The sequence below is a fragment of the Kineosporia babensis genome, assembly GCF_021129305.1.
GTDB classification, from domain to species: Bacteria; Actinomycetota; Actinomycetes; order Actinomycetales; family Kineosporiaceae; genus Kineosporia; species Kineosporia babensis.
The window spans coordinates 65,734-80,884 of record NZ_JAJOMB010000032.1; the positions used below are offsets into that span (position 1 = coordinate 65,734).

The window sequence follows — 15,151 nt, forward strand, 5'->3', positions numbered from 1 at the left end:
ATCATGAGCTCGATCGACACTGGTGCCCCGCACGACCCCCACGCTCACGTCCATCTGGGCGTCTTCTACACCGGCGTGGGCTCGCAGTTCATCTGGTCGGATCCGGGCCTCGGCGACCACCAGTCGATCGAGACCTACCTGGAGATCGCCCGGCTGCTGGAACGAGGGCTGTTCGACGCCTTCTTCCTGGGTGAGGGTCTGCGGGTCCGCGAGAACCGCGGTCAGGTGCTGGAACTCGACGTGGCCGGCCGTCCGGACGCGATCACCCAGCTCTCCGCGCTGGCGGCGGCCACCGATCGGATCGGCCTGGTCGCCACCCAGAACACCACCTACAACTACCCGGCCGATCTGGCCCGGCGGCTGGCCAGCCTGGACCTACTCTCCGACGGCCGGGCCGGCTGGAACATCGTGACCACCGACAATGCCTGGACCGGAGCGAACTTCCGGCACGGCGGCTGGCTGGAGCACGAGCGGCGTTACGAGCGGGCGACACAGTTCGTCGAGGCTGCCAAGGCGCTGTGGGGCTCCTGGTCCGCGGATGCGATCGCCGAGAGCGCCGAGGCCAAGAGCTGGGCTGCAGCAGGTGCCTTCCCGGAAGTCGTGCGGCGTAGTGACCTGGTGAACCTGCGCGCCACCGCCACGCTTCCGGCCAGTCGCCAGGGCCGCCCGGTGCTGTTCCAGGCCGGCGACTCCGACGGCGGGCGGGAACTGGCCGCAACCCACGCCGATGTGGTGTTCAGCGCCAACACCACCTTCGAGAAGGCCGTCGCCTACGCCGCCGACCTGCGCGCCCGCCTGGCCCGGCACGGCCGTGGTGCGGACTCGCTGCGGATCCTGCCCGGCGCGGCCGTGGTCCTGGGCGACACCGAGGCCGAGGCACAGGAGAAGGCCGAGTGGATCCGCAACGAACAGCTCTCCGCGCCGCGTGCCATCGCTTTCCTGGAGCAGTACTGGGGTTCGGACCTCTCCGCCTACGACCCGCACGGCCCGCTCCCCGACATCGAGCCGACGGACGCCGAACTGGATCCCTCCCGCGGCACCATCTCGATCGCCGACCGCACCGGCAAGCTCGACCGGATCGCCGCCTGGCGCACGCTGGCGGCCGAGAAGAACCTCTCCATCCTCGGTCTCTACCGCGAGGTCTCCCCGCGCGAGCGCTCCTTCGTCGGCACCCCGGCCCAGATCGCCGACCTGTGGGTGCATTACGTCCGGGCCCGGGCGGTGGACGGCTTCAACCTCACGCCATACCTGTTGCCCAGTTCGCTGACCGATGTCGTGGACAAGCTCGTGCCGGAACTGCAGGAACGCGGCGCCTACCGAACCGCCTATCAGGGGTCGACGCTGCGCGAGCATCTGGACCTGCCGCCGATCTAGAGCTGCCCCACCTGGTCGTACGCTCGCGAGGACGACCTCGACTGCCGCCTCAACGATCACGGCCCTGCGCAGGGAGCATGACTCCCTCGCGGGCCTCGTCGTCTCCCTTGCGCCCGAGCAACTCACCGGCCCGGACTTCAACCAGAGCGTCTGGGACCGCTGGAACGCGCTCAGTCCGCAGGACCAGGCCACCGGCTCAGCGAAGTGGCCCAGCACGGCTGGGACGTCCGCGTCGGTATCGACCCGGCAGCTCTGCTGTCCGAGGAGTCCGCCGCTCTGGTGGCCGAGCATCTGAGCACCGACCTCGGCTTCCTGATCTGTTTCATCGGCAAACCTGACGGAGTCGGTGAAGCTGCCGTCATGGAGGTCGCGCGGACGACCTACCGCATCGTCCTGGACGACAAGGCCCAGTTCACCACCCAGGCCGCTGCCTCGACCGCGACCTTCACCGGGCCGCTCGAGGTCGCGGTACGGCTTCTCTACGGGCGGCTGACCCCAGCGCACACCGCGGCAGACATCGAGGTGAAGGGGCAACATCACGCTCGACGATCTGCGAACGGCCTTCCCCGGCTTCTGACCGCGGCGTAGATCCGCGGGCCGGTGACGACGTGCCCTGGTTCGAATCCGGGTGCGTGCGTCCAGCCTGCGCAGCGCAGATCGCCGGCTGGCTGTTCGACACCGGCGAGGCATCCCGGGCGCGTGCCTGGGATGAACAGCGTCCCGGAGGACTCGACCCACTCCAGCCTGATCCGGCTGAAAGTGACGGTTCTCGGTGTGAACCCGGATCGAGGTCGTGTCCCACTCCGGCTGACCAGCAGCTCGTCCTACTTTGTTGACCGAATTAGTGAGGTTGTGATCTCATAGCGCCCGCTGAGGGCAATAAAGGTTGTTTGCCCAGATTGGATCTTGATGGGCGGCCAGCAGTACCTCCGGCAGTTCCTGGCTGATCGCTGGGCCCTCGCGGGCGCCGGCACCGTCATTGCCTTCCTGCTGATCGCCCTTCTGGCACCGGTTCTCACGGCGCTCTCGGGCCAGGATCCGTACACGTACCACCTGGACGCCCTCGACGACACGGGCCGGCCACTGGGTTTCGGCGGTGGGATCAGCACCGAGCACTGGTTCGGCGTCGAACCCCTGACCGGCCGCGATCTTTTCGCGATCGTCGTGCACGGAGCCCGCACCTCGTTGCTGGTGGGTCTGGCCGCGACGACCATCGCTGTGGTCATCGGGGTCGTGGTCGGGATCACCGCCGGGTTCTTCGGCGGCTGGTACGACCGCCTGCTCAGCCGGGTCATCGACGTGCTCTACGGCTTCCCGTTCCTGGTGCTGATGATCGCGCTCGGTGCGATCGTCTCGGCCCGATTCCCGCGCACCTGGCTGGTGATCATCGTGATCGGGGCCTTCGGCTGGCCGACGATCGCCCGGGTGGTGCGCGGACAGACTCTCAGCCTGAAAAGCCGTACTTTCGTCATGGCTTCGACCGCGATGGGGGCCGGTTCGGTCCAGGTGCTGACCCGGCAGATCCTGCCGCACCTGAGCGTGACCATCATCGTGTACACCACCATCCTCATTCCCGGTCTGATCACCACCGAGGCGGCGCTTTCGTTCCTCGGCGTCGGGGTACCGGCCCCGACCCCCTCCTGGGGTCGCTCGATCGGCGAGGGAATCGGCTGGGTGCAGACCGATCCGATGTTCCTGATCTTCCCCGGGGCCGCGCTGTTCCTGATCACCCTGGCGTTCAACCTGGTCGGGGACGGCCTGCGCGACGTGCTCGATCCACGAAAGGGAGCGGCCGTCCGATGAGAACAGCGCGCTTCCTGGCCGGGCGGCTGGCGGGCATGGTCGTCGTCCTGGTGGTGATCAGCCTGGTGACGTACGCACTGTTCCTGCTGCTGCCCTCGGATCCGGCCCAGATGTCCTGCGGTCGGCCCTGCACGCCGGAGAACCTGGCGATCGCCAGTGAGTTCATGGGCTTCGACCAGCCCTGGTGGCGACAGTACCTGGAGTTCGTGGCCGGGATCTTCCAGGGCCGCAGCTTCGGCAGCGGGCCCGCCGCGGTGCACTGCTCGGCCCCCTGTTTCGGGTACTCGTTCCAGCTGAACCAGCCGGTGACGCAGCTGATCTGGGCGCGGATCCCGGTCACCTTCTCGATCGCGGTCGGTGCCGCAGTGCTGTGGCTGGTGCTGGGTGTGGCTCTGGGGGTGCTGGCCGCGGTCCGGCAGGGCACGCTGGTGGACCGGTCCGCGATGGCGTTCGCGGTTGCCGGTGTCTCGGCGCCGGTCTACCTGCTCGGCCTGCTGGGGATTCTGCTGTTCGGGTTCACCCTCGACATGGTGCCGGTCAGTGGATACGTGCCGTTCTCCGAGAGCCCGCTGGACTGGCTCTGGCACCTGGTCCTGCCGTGGTGCGTGCTGGCCCTGTTCACCTCGGCCGTCTACGCCCGCCTCACCCGCGGGCAGATGATCGAGGCGCTGGAGGAGGACTACGTGCGTACCGCCCGGGCCAAGGGCCTCAGCGAGCCGAAGGTGATCGGCCGGCACGCCCTGCGCAACGTGCTGATCCCGGTGGTCACCGTTTTCGGCTCGGACGTGGGCCAGTTACTGGGCGGGGCGATCATCACCGAGCGGGTCTTCAGCATGCCGGGCCTGGGCTCGCTGCTGCTGAGTGCCGTGGGCCAGGGCGATCTGCCGCTGCTGCTCGGTGTCGTGCTGTTCGCCGCTTTTCTTGTCGTGCTGGCCAATTTCGCCGTCGATGTCGTCTACGGCCTGCTCGATCCACGCGTTGCGCAGACGCAACGCTGAACCAGGATGGGATCGTCGATGAAACGCAGCATCATCGTGAGCGTCGTAGCCGTGGGACTGGCTCTGAGCGCCTGCAACGCCAACTCCGGCTCGGACGAGGCGAAGAGCCCGGCCTCCGGTACCAGCAAGGGCGGTGACCTGACCATCCTGACCAGCTCGCAGACCGTCACCCTCGACCCGGCCAAGAGCCAGAACCTGGCGATCACCACGCTGAGTCTGTTCAACCGGCGGCTGACCAGCTGGCAGATCGAGCCGGGCCAGCCCGCCGAGGCGGTGCCCGACCTGGCCACCGACACCGGAACGCCCAGCGCCGACGGCAAGACCTGGACGTACACGCTCAAGAGCGGGCTGAAGTTCTCGGACGGCACGCCGATCACCGCCAAGGACGTGAAGTACGGCCTGGAGCGCTCGTTCGCGCCGGAGCTGTCCGGCGGTCTGGGCTACCACAAGGGTCTGCTGGAGGGCGGCGACCAGTACCAGGGCCCCTACACCGACGGGGAACTCGACTCGATCGAGACGCCCGACGACACCACCATCGTCTTCCATCTGAACAAGTCCTACGGTGACTGGCCGTGGATCGTCTCTATGCCGGCCTTCTCGCCGATCCCGAAGGCTGCCGACGCGAAACCGCAGGAGTACGGCCAGAACCCGGTCTCCTCGGGCCCGTACCAGGTGGAGTCCTACAAGGAGGGCTCCTCGCTGGTGGCCGGCCGCAACCCGGAGTGGGACCAGGCCAGCGACACCGTGCGCACCGCCGGCCCGGACACGATCACCATGCAGCTCGGCCAGGACGACACCGTGGCCGCGCAGCGGCTGATCGCGGACTCGGGCGATGACCAGAACGCCTTCCAGGCCTCGTTCGTGCCGCCGGCCCAGCTGTCCCAGATCCAGAGCGACGCCGGCGCCAAGTCGCGGCTGGTGACCTCGGAGGCAGGGGCTCTGGCCTATCTGGCCCTGAACACCCAGAGCAAGTCGCTGGCCGATGTCAAGGTGCGGCAGGCGATCCAGTACGCGGTGGACAAGAAGGCCGTGCAGATCGCGGTCGGCGGCACCATCGGTGGTGAACCGGCCACCACCCTGATCACTCCGGGAATCGCCGGACGCGAGGAGTACGACCTGTACCCCGCCGGCGAAAGTGGCGACGTGGAGAAGGCCAAGGCGCTGCTGACGGAGGCAGGCAACCCGGCCCTGGACCTCACCCTCCTGGTGGAGAGCGACCCGGTCGAGGTGTCCAAGGCGCAGGCGATCCAGCAGGGTCTGCAGCGGGCCGGGATCAAGGTGACGATCAAGTCGCTGGAGTACGAGGCCTGGGTGGCCGAGGCTACCGGCGACAAGGGTGAGTACGACCTGGCGATCTCCAGCTGGCAGCCGGACTTCCCCAGCGCCAACGGGAACATCCAGCCGCTGTTCGCCTCCAGCGAGATCGGCGGTGGAAAGTACAACCTGGCCCGCTACTCCGAGCCCGAGGTGGACGAGTTGATCGACCAGGCCAGTGCCTCCACCGATCCGGCCGAGGCGCAGAAGCTGTGGGCGCAGGCCGACCGGCGGATCCTGGAGGACTCCCCGGTGGTGCCGCTGCTGTTCAAGAAGAACTCGTTCCTGCACGGCTCGAACGTGCAGAACTTCTTCGTGACACCGTTCCCGGCCTACCCGAACTACCTGAAGGTGTCGCTGGGCCAGTGAGCACATCATCGACCCCGGTGTTGTCGGTGGATACCCTGACCGTCGATTTCGAGACCGTTTCCGCTGTCCGCGGCGCCACGTTCGAGGTGGCCCACGGACAGGTGACCGCACTGGTCGGGGAGTCCGGATCAGGTAAGAGTGTCTCTGCGACGGCTGTTCTCGGGCTGTTGCCCGGCAACGCCCGGGTCGGTGGCAGCGTCCGGCTCAACGGTGAGGAGCTGATCGGGGCGAACCCGGCCCGGCTCCGCCAGGTGCGCGGCGGTGAGATCGGCACGGTCTTCCAGGAGCCGATGAGCGCCCTGAACCCGGTGCTCACGGTGGGCGCGCAGATCGCTGAGGCGATCCGCACGCACCGGACGCTCACCCGGCGCGAGGCCTGGGAGCGGACCGAGCACCTGATGGCCACCGCCGGTCTCAGCGAGCCGGCCCGGATCGCCGGCTCCTACCCGCACGAACTGTCCGGCGGGCAGTTGCAGAGGGCGATGATCGCCATGGCGATCAGCTGCGATCCGGTCCTGCTGATTGCCGACGAACCGACCACCGCGCTCGACGTCACCGTTCAGGCGGGCATCCTGCAGTTGCTGCGGGAACTGGGCGAGCGGCTCGGTACGGCCATCCTGCTGATCACCCACGACATGGGGGTGGTGGCCGATCTGGCCCATGACGTGGTGGTGATGAAAGACGGCGAGGTGGTGGAGAAGGCGCCGGTGCTGCCGTTGTTCGCGCAGCCCGCGCATCCCTACACGAAGAATTTGCTGCAGGCAGTGCCGCGGCTGCCCGAGCTGGAGCTCGGCGAGACCGCAAAGGCGCCGATGGATGACGAAGGTGCGCGCGAGGCGCTGGTGAGTTTCCGGAACGTCGTGGTCGAGTACGGCGGGCGTGGACGGCGCGACGGAGTCCGGGCGGTTCAGGGTGTGGACCTGCAGATCGGCGCCGGCGAGGTGCTCGGCCTGGTGGGGGAGTCCGGCTCGGGCAAGACCACGGTGGGACGAGCGCTGGCGGGCCTGATCCCGGTGACCTCGGGCGAGCTCGAGGTGGACGGCGTGGACGTGGCCCGCGCCTCACGGACCACAATCCGTGGCACCCGGCTCCTGCGAGGACTCCGTTCCCGGATGGGCATCGTCTTCCAGGATCCGGCGTCCTCGCTCAACCCCCGTCACAGTGTCGGCTCCGGCATCGCCGAACCTCTGACCCTGCACACCGCCCTACGCGGTCCGGCCCTACGCAAACGCATTGTCGAGCTTCTCGAATCAGTACATCTGGCAGCAGATTTTGCTGACCGCTATCCGCATGAACTCTCGGGTGGGCAACGTCAGCGGGTGGCCATCGCCCGGGCCCTCGCCCTGGACCCGGCCCTGCTGATCGCGGACGAGCCGACCAGCGCCCTCGACGTCTCGGTCCAGATGGCTGTCCTGCACCTGCTGAAGGACCTGCAGAGCCGGCTCGGCTTCGCCTGCCTGTTCATCAGTCATGACCTCGCGGTGATCGGGCAGCTGGCCGACCGGGTGGCCGTCATGCACCACGGCAAGGTCGTCGAACAGGGCAGCACCGCGCAGGTTCTGGGGGCACCGCGGAACGCCTATACCCAGCGTCTGCTCGCCGCGGCACCAGTCGCCGACCCGATCCATCAGCGAAGGCGCCGCGAGGCCTGGCAGAGCCTGGCCCGGACACCCTGATCCGGTGCCGTCAGTTTCTGGAACTGTCGGTCAACGTCCCCCTGGGTAGGAGCCTGAGCGACAGTCTGCAGGGTTCAGCGTGGCCAGTGCGCTTCCCCGGGTGGGATGTCGTCGTGCACGGTGAGGTACAGCCGGTCCAGGCGCAGCCCGGCGTCGCGGGCCAGCATCGAGAGCCGCCGGGGAGCAGAACAGACATTCAAAGCGAGTGCGGTAACCCGAAGGCGCAATGCCCTGTGCGGGCACCGGATCTGCACCCGATCACTGAGACAGGCAGAATCAGCATGGGCAACCACCGCTGAACTCCGAGGCGGTCGTAGCGACCCAGTCGGGCGACGCTAGGGCGGCTGGCAATCGCAGCCACTCACCGGGGTGGGCGGATGGGAGTGCTGCTGCGCCCTGCACGATCGGTGAACTCGGTGTCCAGGGTCTCCTGGGCCACGCGCATCACCTCGGCTTGCTCCGGGAGCGCCAACCGACGCCACATCTCGTCCTCGGTCATCTCCTCGACCACGGTGGCCACCCACCAGACGTTCCCGAACGGATCCCGTAGCCGGCCGCCCCGCTGACCGAACGCGTCCTCTGCTAGTGGCGTGATCACCCGTGCGCCGGCGGCCACAGCCCTTTCGAACGTCGCGTCCGGATCGGCGACGAAAACCCTGAGGAGGCTGGGCATCTCGGGCCACTCGGGGAGCCGGTCGAAACCGAGGACGACGCTGTCACCGATGCGTGTTTCGAAGTGACCTATCCCGCCGTTCTCGGTGCTGACCCGGGCGATCTCCTCGGCACCGAAGGCCTGGGCCGTAAAGTCCAGGAACGTGCTGGAGTCGGGGGTGACGACCCAGGGAGCGACGGTGGTGTATCCGGGAGGTTGGTGGTTCATGCTTGGTCTCCTTCGTCTCGTGGTCGGGCATTGCCGATCACGCTACGAGGGAATCCGGAAGGGAACGTTCCTCTTGGCCGTGCGCACTCCGTCATGGCCGCTGAATGGAGTTCCCGGAACTCAGATCGATCACGAACGGCTTGGCCGACTCGGGGTTTGCCCGAGGCGATACCGAACTGACCGAGTTTGCGATCTGTTCGAACAATCCGGAACTGACGCCGTCGAGGTGGAGCACCGGCGCTGCGGCAGTGACCGGCTGCTCCGCCAACAGAAGCCGCCACGCTCGGGCCGCCTGTCGAGCAACTCCTGGGTCAGCGACCTCGACTACGGCCGTGAGGGCTGTGCTCCATAAGTCGAGGTGCGGCTGGGCGTTGATCATGAGGGGCAGCTGCGTGGACGGCTTCTCGCCGATGGCCATCGTCCGTACTTCATCCAAGGCCCCGAGCAGTCGGCGACACGTGGCGTCCACATAGTGGAACAGCTGGGTCGCCTCTCCCGGTGACGTCGGTGTCAGCGTTCCCCAGATCAGCGCCCCCGGCCAGGTCGCACCGTCGGGAAGAGACTGGCACTTGCTCAGGACGTCCGAGACGCTGCTGTCCCAGAAACCGATCTTGAGCCCCAAGGATGTGTGAAGGAGCGCCTTCTTGACGCTGGAGACGTCGATCCCCACTCTCCGGCGTTTTCCGAACTCGCCCAGCCGGACGTTGAGCTCTTCGAACGTGGACTTGGCCGCGATGATCGTCCGTTCCAGGTCGCGCAAGTACGCGCGGAAGGGCTCCCCGGCAGTGAGGTACCCAGGCTCAAGGGACGTCGTGGCGGCCAGTAACCGGTCGAACGTCTCCAGCTTGTACTCCAGCGGTGCCGGAGCGTGCTCGTGCCACCACAGCTCTTTGAGCCGTTCCTCGGTTGCCGCGACTCCGTGCCGCCAAAGCGTTCCGACGACCGCTGGGCAGCGGCCGCCAGTCACCTCGTCTGCCTCTTGAAGCAGGCTTTGGGCCAGCTTCCGTCCGCCAACAGCCTGCGTCACGTGGGCAGCGACGAGTGCCGAGACCGCTCCGATCTCAGGCTGCCCGTTCCTGGAGTACTTGACCGCGGAGACCAGGAGTTCCAGACCGGCGTCTCCCCGTCCGAGCGCAAGAGCAGCGAGACCACCTACGAACCGAGGGCGCGAGTTGTACGGATACAGCTGGATGCTCTCCTGAGCATCTCGCAGAGAATCGTCGAACCAGCTTGCCGAATAGGCTGTTACGGCCCGGTCAGCCATCTCTTCCCCAGCCGTCTGCGAGGGCCTCGAGATCGCCGCGAACATGTCGTCGCCCTGACTCTTCAGGGCCTCCAGAGCGGCCAGGACCGGTGCCAGATCCAGAGCGCCGGCCTCCGGGCCAGGGCTGAAGACCCGGTCCAGCCCACGGTCCACAACGAATCCGAGCACTTCTTCGAAAAACTCGTCCATACCCCAGGCCCCCACCTCAGGATCTTCACGACGCTCTCGTTGGCGATTCTGGCACGCCTGGCTAACTGCCCTCAGGTAATTCCTTCGATGCCACCTGCCCATGTCGGGCTTGATGAGGGAGCCGGAAACGTTGCGGTTCGAGCGCGCCGTAGATGCAGAATCGGGAAAGGACGCCCCTCGTCGTCCGTTTCCCAGCGTTCGGGACTACCCCCGGACCTTGGACGCGCTGAACCCAGCATGATGCTGGAGGAAGCGAGAGGATCTCCCCGTGGCCCGTAAGTCGTATGCAGAGGAGTTCCGTCAGCAGGCGGTGGATCTGTGGATCGGCCGCGAAGCCCTGATCAGTGCTGGGCGTCGTCAGTGACGAGCCGTACTGGTTGCCACTGGGCCCGTAGGTCGGTGATGTGGTCTCTGGCGTCCTGCAGGATTCGGATCAGTTCACCGGCCTGTTCGTCGCTGAGTTCGTAGGCGTGGCCCAGGCAGATCCTGGGCTTGCTCGGGTGGACGAGGACGGGTTCGGCCAGGAGGTCGAAGTCGACTCGCTGGGCTACTCGGATCTCGATGAACTCGGTGGAGGCGGGGACTTGGCCGATGGGGCATTCGTGATCGATGGCTGCTTCATCGACCACTGTGGTGCGTTCCCAGGGCGCTCCGTCGGGATGGCGAATCTCTCGCATGAGGTGGTGATCTTCCTGGTCTCGGGAACGGACGGTGTGCTGACCTGCCACGCTCAGGTCAGGGCGCTGTCCAGGTCTGGACGTTCATGCCGAGAGGCTCCAGCCAGATACCGAACTCGCGGGCAGCAGCAGCCGGGCTGGCGGACGAGTGGATGACGCTTTCCACGAGGCGGCGCTGGTGGAGCGCAGTGGCGATGCTGTCGCGACCGAGTTTTCCGCGGACGGTGCTCGGGTCGGCCTGGGCAGGGTCCTCGTGACCGATGAGGTGCTGCACCAGGGTGGCGGTGTCAGGGGCGTCGGGGCCGTCGAACATCTCGCCGCAGGCGAAGGCGATGCCGATGCAGACCTCGCGTCCGACGTACAGGCGCTTCAGTTCGGAGGCGATGTCGACGCCGGGCCAGGACAGGGATGCCTCGTGGGAAAGGAGATTAGAGAAGTGGCGCATGATCTGTTCTTCCGTGGCGATGATGTTGGTGATGCAGGAGAGAAAGACGTTCTCGCGCAACTTGTCCAGAGCTTGTTCCTGCAGGCCGCGCTCGATGCAGTCAGGCGTCACGAGGACGAGGCTGAGCAGCCTCCAGTCCAGTCCGTCCTGAGGGGTGGGGAGCGCCGCGTTGTGGTCCGAACGCTGATCGTTCGAGAACGGCGACGTGGGGATCGGCAAGTTGGGGGTCTTCGGCATGTCTCCTCGTTTCGTTTGGCGGACGCCGCAAGTGGACGAACGCCGGGTGATTGGCAGTCCCTCTCGGCGACATCCGATAGGTCGGCCAAAACCTGTGGAATCGTCCGTCTCGCCACCTGAGCGAGAAGAAAGATTCTCGTGGTGTGGCGGCGGAAAGTCTGCGGCACGAGCGCGCAGACTGGTTTCTATGTGCTGGTCTACCAGTGCACGAAGGCGCCCAGTCGGGAAAAGAGATGTCTGCGGTGCCGACCAACTATTCGGAGAATCGGTGCCGGTCGACGTCCCCTCGAAGGTGTGCTTCATGCTTGATTCCTGGTGTGATCAGGGGATTGAAATTTCTAGTTCGTGAGTAGCTCGTCGGGTCTGCGGATGCCTGACCGTCGACTGGATTGGATCCACCATGGGGCACGCATGGGCAGGTTGTCACCTGTGCGTTATGGGCTGCCCGTCGCGGGCCCAGGATTGTGGGCAGTTCAGCTTGGCCTGTGGATAACTGGCCTGTTTGGCAGGACGCAGTGCGAATCGAACGTAGGATCGTGCGCATGAAGAGTTCGGGGGAACGGTGGGAGATAACGAGGGCTCAGCATCGGCGGAAGGTAGGGCGTTATCGACGAGCCTTGTCCCGAGGCCTCCAGAAAGCTCGAAAGGAGTCTGGACTGACGTGGGAGGAGATCAGAGCCAGCGGCTTGCCCTCCCGCACGACGATTCAGCGCTGGGAGAATGGTGATGGCATTCCGACGTTGCCGGAACTCAAGTTTGCAGCCCTCGATGTTTACAAGGTTGATGAGAGAAAATTCGAGGACTTCAAACTCTGGCTAAGGGAGGGGGACGGTCCGACTACCTGGGAAGAAAATGGGAAAGGGCTTCCCGACATACCAGGATTTCGGACGTTGATCGACCTGGAAGATGTGTGTGACACCTACCGGATGTGGGCTCCGGTCGTCATCCCTGGACCCCTCCAGATCGAGCCGTACATGCACGCGATGTTCGCTGTCTCTCCAACATTGACGCTCAGCGATGCCAAGGCGATGGCGACGATCCGCATGGAGAGACAGGCGAAGCTCGTCGGCGACGTCGCCATCACGGCAGTCTTGGCCGAAGAGGTCCTCATGAGGCACATCGGCGGAGACGACGTCATGCAGGAGCAAGTGCAGTACCTGAGGCGGCTGACCGCTGAGAGATTGGCCGACATACGCGTACTTCCACTCAGCGGGGGTGCGCACTGCGGGACACTGGGGGAGTTCTATCTGCTCGATTTCCCGCTCGACACGGAAGAACCGCCGACGATGTACTGCGACGGGTGGATCGTCAGTCACTACACCAGTGATGACAAGAAGCTTGCAAGCTTTGAGTCCAGGTTCGCCGAGCTGGAAGCGCAGTCCGTCCCTCTGGAGGATTTCCTGACATGACCAACAGCGAGTTGCCCGACCTCGACTGGCACAAGGCCAGTATCAGCGGTGATCAGGGATCCTGCGTGGAGTTCCGCCGGCATGGCGGGATGGTACAGATCCGCGACAGCAAGGACCCGAGCGGACCGGTGCTCACGTTCGCTCCCCACGAGATCGCTGCCATGCTGCACGGTGCGAGTCTTGGCGAGTTTGATCGGCTAGCACAGGACGCAAGCTGATCGAGCGCACGTAGGACCAGGCTCCCGGCTGACAGCCGGGGGCCTGTTGTTCTTTGGAGATGCGGTGCCAGCCCCTGGAACCGGGAGGGTAGGACCGTCCGGCATGCGTTCACCTCCTCGCGTCGCTCGCAGAGCGATGCGCAATATCGATCTCGTAATTCGTCACGTATGGGCAAAATGCCTTGACATCAGGCGATGGCCGACAGTAGTCAAGTGACTGCCTAGGCGTAATGCACTGACGATGCAAGAGGAGAAGCAGTGATTCGGCGGATGAGCGTTGCGCTCGCGGGAGGAGCGATCCTGGCCCTGGCGTCTGGTTGCTCTGGTTCGGGCGTGTCCAAGGACGAACCTCTTTCGAGTGTGACCTCTGTGACGGAAGAGCCATCGCCGTCTACAGATCCGCAGATCCTGGCGGCGCTCGGGGCGTACGAAGGATTCACCAAAGCCCTCATCGAGGCGGAGCGGAATCCAATGGATGATGAAGCCGACCTGCCCAAGAAAGCAGACTTCACGCGGTTCGCCTATGACCCCGCACGCTCTCGATCAATTCTCGACATGAAACTTCTGGCGGACTATAACTCGGAGATGCGAGGTGCTCCTCCGGAATCCAATGTCCAAGTGCTGAAGGTCGAACTAGATGCCGATCCCTATCCATCGATGACGCTGGAGGACTGTCTCGTTCCTCAGGGGGAATATGTTCCGTATAACCGGAAGACAAACAAGCCGCTCGAGTTGACGGATACAGGCGATCCCATGGAGCCATATCGACTGACCGTGAATCTGATCTCGGTTAAAGGGAAATGGGGTGTCAGCGAGCTGGAGGTACAGCGAGAAGGGACGTGCAGTCCTTGATGGCGAGAAGTGTAGGACTCATTCTTGGGATTCTGATAGTCGCTATATTGGCGGCGCCGGCGACCGCTGATCAGGGGCCCAATAATGCGGAAGCGGACTGCCGAGACGCGCGGCGCACATGTGTTGTCAAAACACAGTCAGAGGCTGTTCTCGGAGGGTCTCCACCAGTAGAAGCCCGCAGTGAAAGTGGACGTGGCCCTACGAATCAGAAGAATAGACCGAAGCCCTACACTGGCCGTTGCCATACCGCACCTGCGTATCCACAGCCACCGAAGTCGGATCCCGTCTGGGAGGGAAGGCAGGACGGCGTGATCCTCATGAACACATGCTTGTTTGGATGGAGCCATTTCGCGAACTCCCAGAGCTTCTGGGCGGCTGAGTCGGACGAAGATGCAGCAAATCGAGTAGACCCAATTGAGCTTGCTATACGGGCGCAAAATTCATTGGTGCTGCCCCAACTTGAGTTGACGCGCTCGCCTGCTGGGTCTGCGTGGGTTAACGAAAACACCTGGGTCTGGCTCGAAAACGGCTGGAACGACCTGACAGCAACTGCACGGTCGGGGACGGTTTGGGCCACGGTCACCGCTACCCCGATGTCGATGGACGTCTCGGCTCAGGGAGCAGCACGCGCGGTCAGTTGCTCCGGGCCCGGACGGGCGTGGACGTCGGCCGACGGCGCCGACGTGCCTGGAGAGGATGGTTGTGCCCTGCGGTTTGAACGCTCAGGTAAAGCAACCATTCAGGTTTCAGTGCCCTACGAGGTCTCGTGGACCGGATCTGATGGTGCTGGTGGAGACCTCGGCGTTATGACGACTACAGGTGAGGACACAGTGGGGGTGTTGGAGACGGCTGCGGTTAATACATGGTGACGACAGCGCCTTTCCGGTTGCCGACGGCCGAGTGCCGTCAGCAGGTGCCGAAGTGCGAGTGGAACCCGCGCAGGATCCTTGGGTCTACCGTGCTGCGTTGTCGTGGGGTGGTCTATTATCGGCATGCTGTAGCGGGCCAGGCCGGATAGGACGACGAATCTGTTTCTGACGCATCAGGTTCCGGAATCAGGAACTCGTACCTCACGAGACGTCAGGGAGTAGCAGTGAAGAGCACCGACTGGATCAAGTCGCGGACCTCCCAAGCAACCGGCAACTGTATCGAGATGCGTCGCTGGGACAGCAAAGTCGAGGTCCGCGATTCCAAGAACCCGTTCAGGCCCCTACCGGCCGCCGACCCAGAAGCTATTGGTGTCTGGCTGATGGGGGCGAAGCGAGGAGAGTACGACCAGATGTCGGTTCTGCCTGAAGATCGGTCCTCTGATCCCGGCTCAACTGTGCCCCACTGAGCCATTCCGAGTAACGGGTAGCAGCGCTGTGTGATCTTGGCGGACACGCCGGGCTGGATGCGGAGAAGAAGCGCGAGACCTCGGTAGGACGGGTTCCTCCTACAGTTCCC

15 protein-coding genes are annotated in these 15,151 nt (G+C 65.0%); 10 read left to right on the forward strand and 5 right to left on the reverse strand.

Annotation, left to right across the window (positions count from 1 at the left end):
* Positions 1-3: 3 nt before the first annotated feature.
* The 6 genes from LR394_RS37765 (at position 4) to LR394_RS37790 (ending at position 7,534) form a co-directional block, all read left to right on the forward strand.
* Positions 4-1,374 (forward strand): NtaA/DmoA family FMN-dependent monooxygenase, encoded by a 1,371-nt coding sequence (locus LR394_RS37765; RefSeq protein ID WP_231449512.1) that lies wholly within the window; start codon positions 4-6, stop codon positions 1,372-1,374.
* 204 nt (positions 1,375-1,578) lie between these two features.
* Entirely contained in the window at positions 1,579-1,962 is a 384-nt protein-coding gene (locus LR394_RS37770) for a hypothetical protein (protein WP_231449513.1), read from the forward strand.
* 321 nt (positions 1,963-2,283) lie between these two features.
* Positions 2,284-3,177: an ABC transporter permease gene (locus tag LR394_RS37775; RefSeq protein ID WP_231449514.1), complete on the forward strand. Its 894-nt coding sequence runs from the start codon at positions 2,284-2,286 to the stop codon at positions 3,175-3,177.
* Positions 3,174-4,175 carry an ABC transporter permease gene (locus tag LR394_RS37780; RefSeq protein ID WP_231449515.1) on the forward strand — a complete coding sequence of 334 codons (1,002 nt, stop codon included), beginning with the start codon at positions 3,174-3,176 and terminating at the stop codon, positions 4,173-4,175. The genes LR394_RS37775 and LR394_RS37780 overlap by 4 nt, the downstream gene beginning before the upstream one ends.
* Positions 4,176-4,193: 18 nt before the next feature.
* Positions 4,194-5,858 (forward strand): ABC transporter substrate-binding protein, encoded by a 1,665-nt coding sequence (locus LR394_RS37785; RefSeq protein WP_231449516.1) that lies wholly within the window; start codon positions 4,194-4,196, stop codon positions 5,856-5,858.
* Entirely contained in the window at positions 5,855-7,534 is a 1,680-nt protein-coding gene (locus LR394_RS37790; RefSeq protein ID WP_231449517.1) for an ABC transporter ATP-binding protein, read from the forward strand. Before LR394_RS37785 ends, LR394_RS37790 begins: the two co-directional genes overlap by 4 nt.
* Before the next feature lie 74 nt (positions 7,535-7,608).
* Here the strand turns inward: LR394_RS37790 and LR394_RS42480 are convergent, their stop codons facing one another.
* The 5 genes from LR394_RS42480 to LR394_RS37810 all read right to left on the reverse strand — a co-directional run bounded on the left by LR394_RS42480 (position 7,609) and on the right by LR394_RS37810 (position 11,226).
* The gene (locus LR394_RS42480) at positions 7,609-7,734 is read right to left on the reverse strand and encodes a hypothetical protein (RefSeq protein WP_269330439.1); all 126 of its coding nucleotides are present in this window, start codon (positions 7,732-7,734) and stop codon (positions 7,609-7,611) included.
* A gap of 161 nt (positions 7,735-7,895) precedes the next feature.
* Positions 7,896-8,414: a VOC family protein gene (locus LR394_RS37795; RefSeq protein ID WP_231449518.1), complete on the reverse strand. Its 519-nt coding sequence runs from the start codon at positions 8,412-8,414 to the stop codon at positions 7,896-7,898.
* A 91-nt stretch (positions 8,415-8,505) separates the two neighbouring features.
* Positions 8,506-9,867 (reverse strand): hypothetical protein, encoded by a 1,362-nt coding sequence (locus LR394_RS37800; protein WP_231449519.1) that lies wholly within the window; start codon positions 9,865-9,867, stop codon positions 8,506-8,508.
* A 341-nt stretch (positions 9,868-10,208) separates the two neighbouring features.
* The gene (locus tag LR394_RS37805; RefSeq protein ID WP_231449520.1) at positions 10,209-10,544 is read right to left on the reverse strand and encodes a hypothetical protein; all 336 of its coding nucleotides are present in this window, start codon (positions 10,542-10,544) and stop codon (positions 10,209-10,211) included.
* Positions 10,545-10,602: 58 nt separating this feature from the next.
* Complete coding sequence (locus LR394_RS37810; protein WP_231449521.1) at positions 10,603-11,226, reverse strand: nucleoside-diphosphate kinase; 624 nt, start codon at positions 11,224-11,226, stop codon at positions 10,603-10,605.
* Between the two features lie 542 nt (positions 11,227-11,768).
* Here LR394_RS37810 and LR394_RS37815 point away from each other — a divergent pair.
* The 4 genes from LR394_RS37815 to LR394_RS37830 all read left to right on the forward strand — a co-directional run bounded on the left by LR394_RS37815 (position 11,769) and on the right by LR394_RS37830 (position 15,041).
* Positions 11,769-12,635, forward strand: coding sequence for a Scr1 family TA system antitoxin-like transcriptional regulator (locus tag LR394_RS37815; RefSeq protein ID WP_231449522.1), 867 nt, complete (start codon positions 11,769-11,771; stop codon positions 12,633-12,635).
* Positions 12,632-12,853 (forward strand): DUF397 domain-containing protein, encoded by a 222-nt coding sequence (locus LR394_RS37820; RefSeq protein WP_231449523.1) that lies wholly within the window; start codon positions 12,632-12,634, stop codon positions 12,851-12,853. The genes LR394_RS37815 and LR394_RS37820 overlap by 4 nt, the downstream gene beginning before the upstream one ends.
* Before the next feature lie 270 nt (positions 12,854-13,123).
* Complete coding sequence (locus LR394_RS37825) at positions 13,124-13,705, forward strand: hypothetical protein (protein WP_231449524.1); 582 nt, start codon at positions 13,124-13,126, stop codon at positions 13,703-13,705.
* 1,093 nt (positions 13,706-14,798) lie between these two features.
* Positions 14,799-15,041 carry a DUF397 domain-containing protein gene (locus tag LR394_RS37830; RefSeq protein WP_231449525.1) on the forward strand — a complete coding sequence of 81 codons (243 nt, stop codon included), beginning with the start codon at positions 14,799-14,801 and terminating at the stop codon, positions 15,039-15,041.
* Positions 15,042-15,151 lie beyond the last annotated feature (110 nt).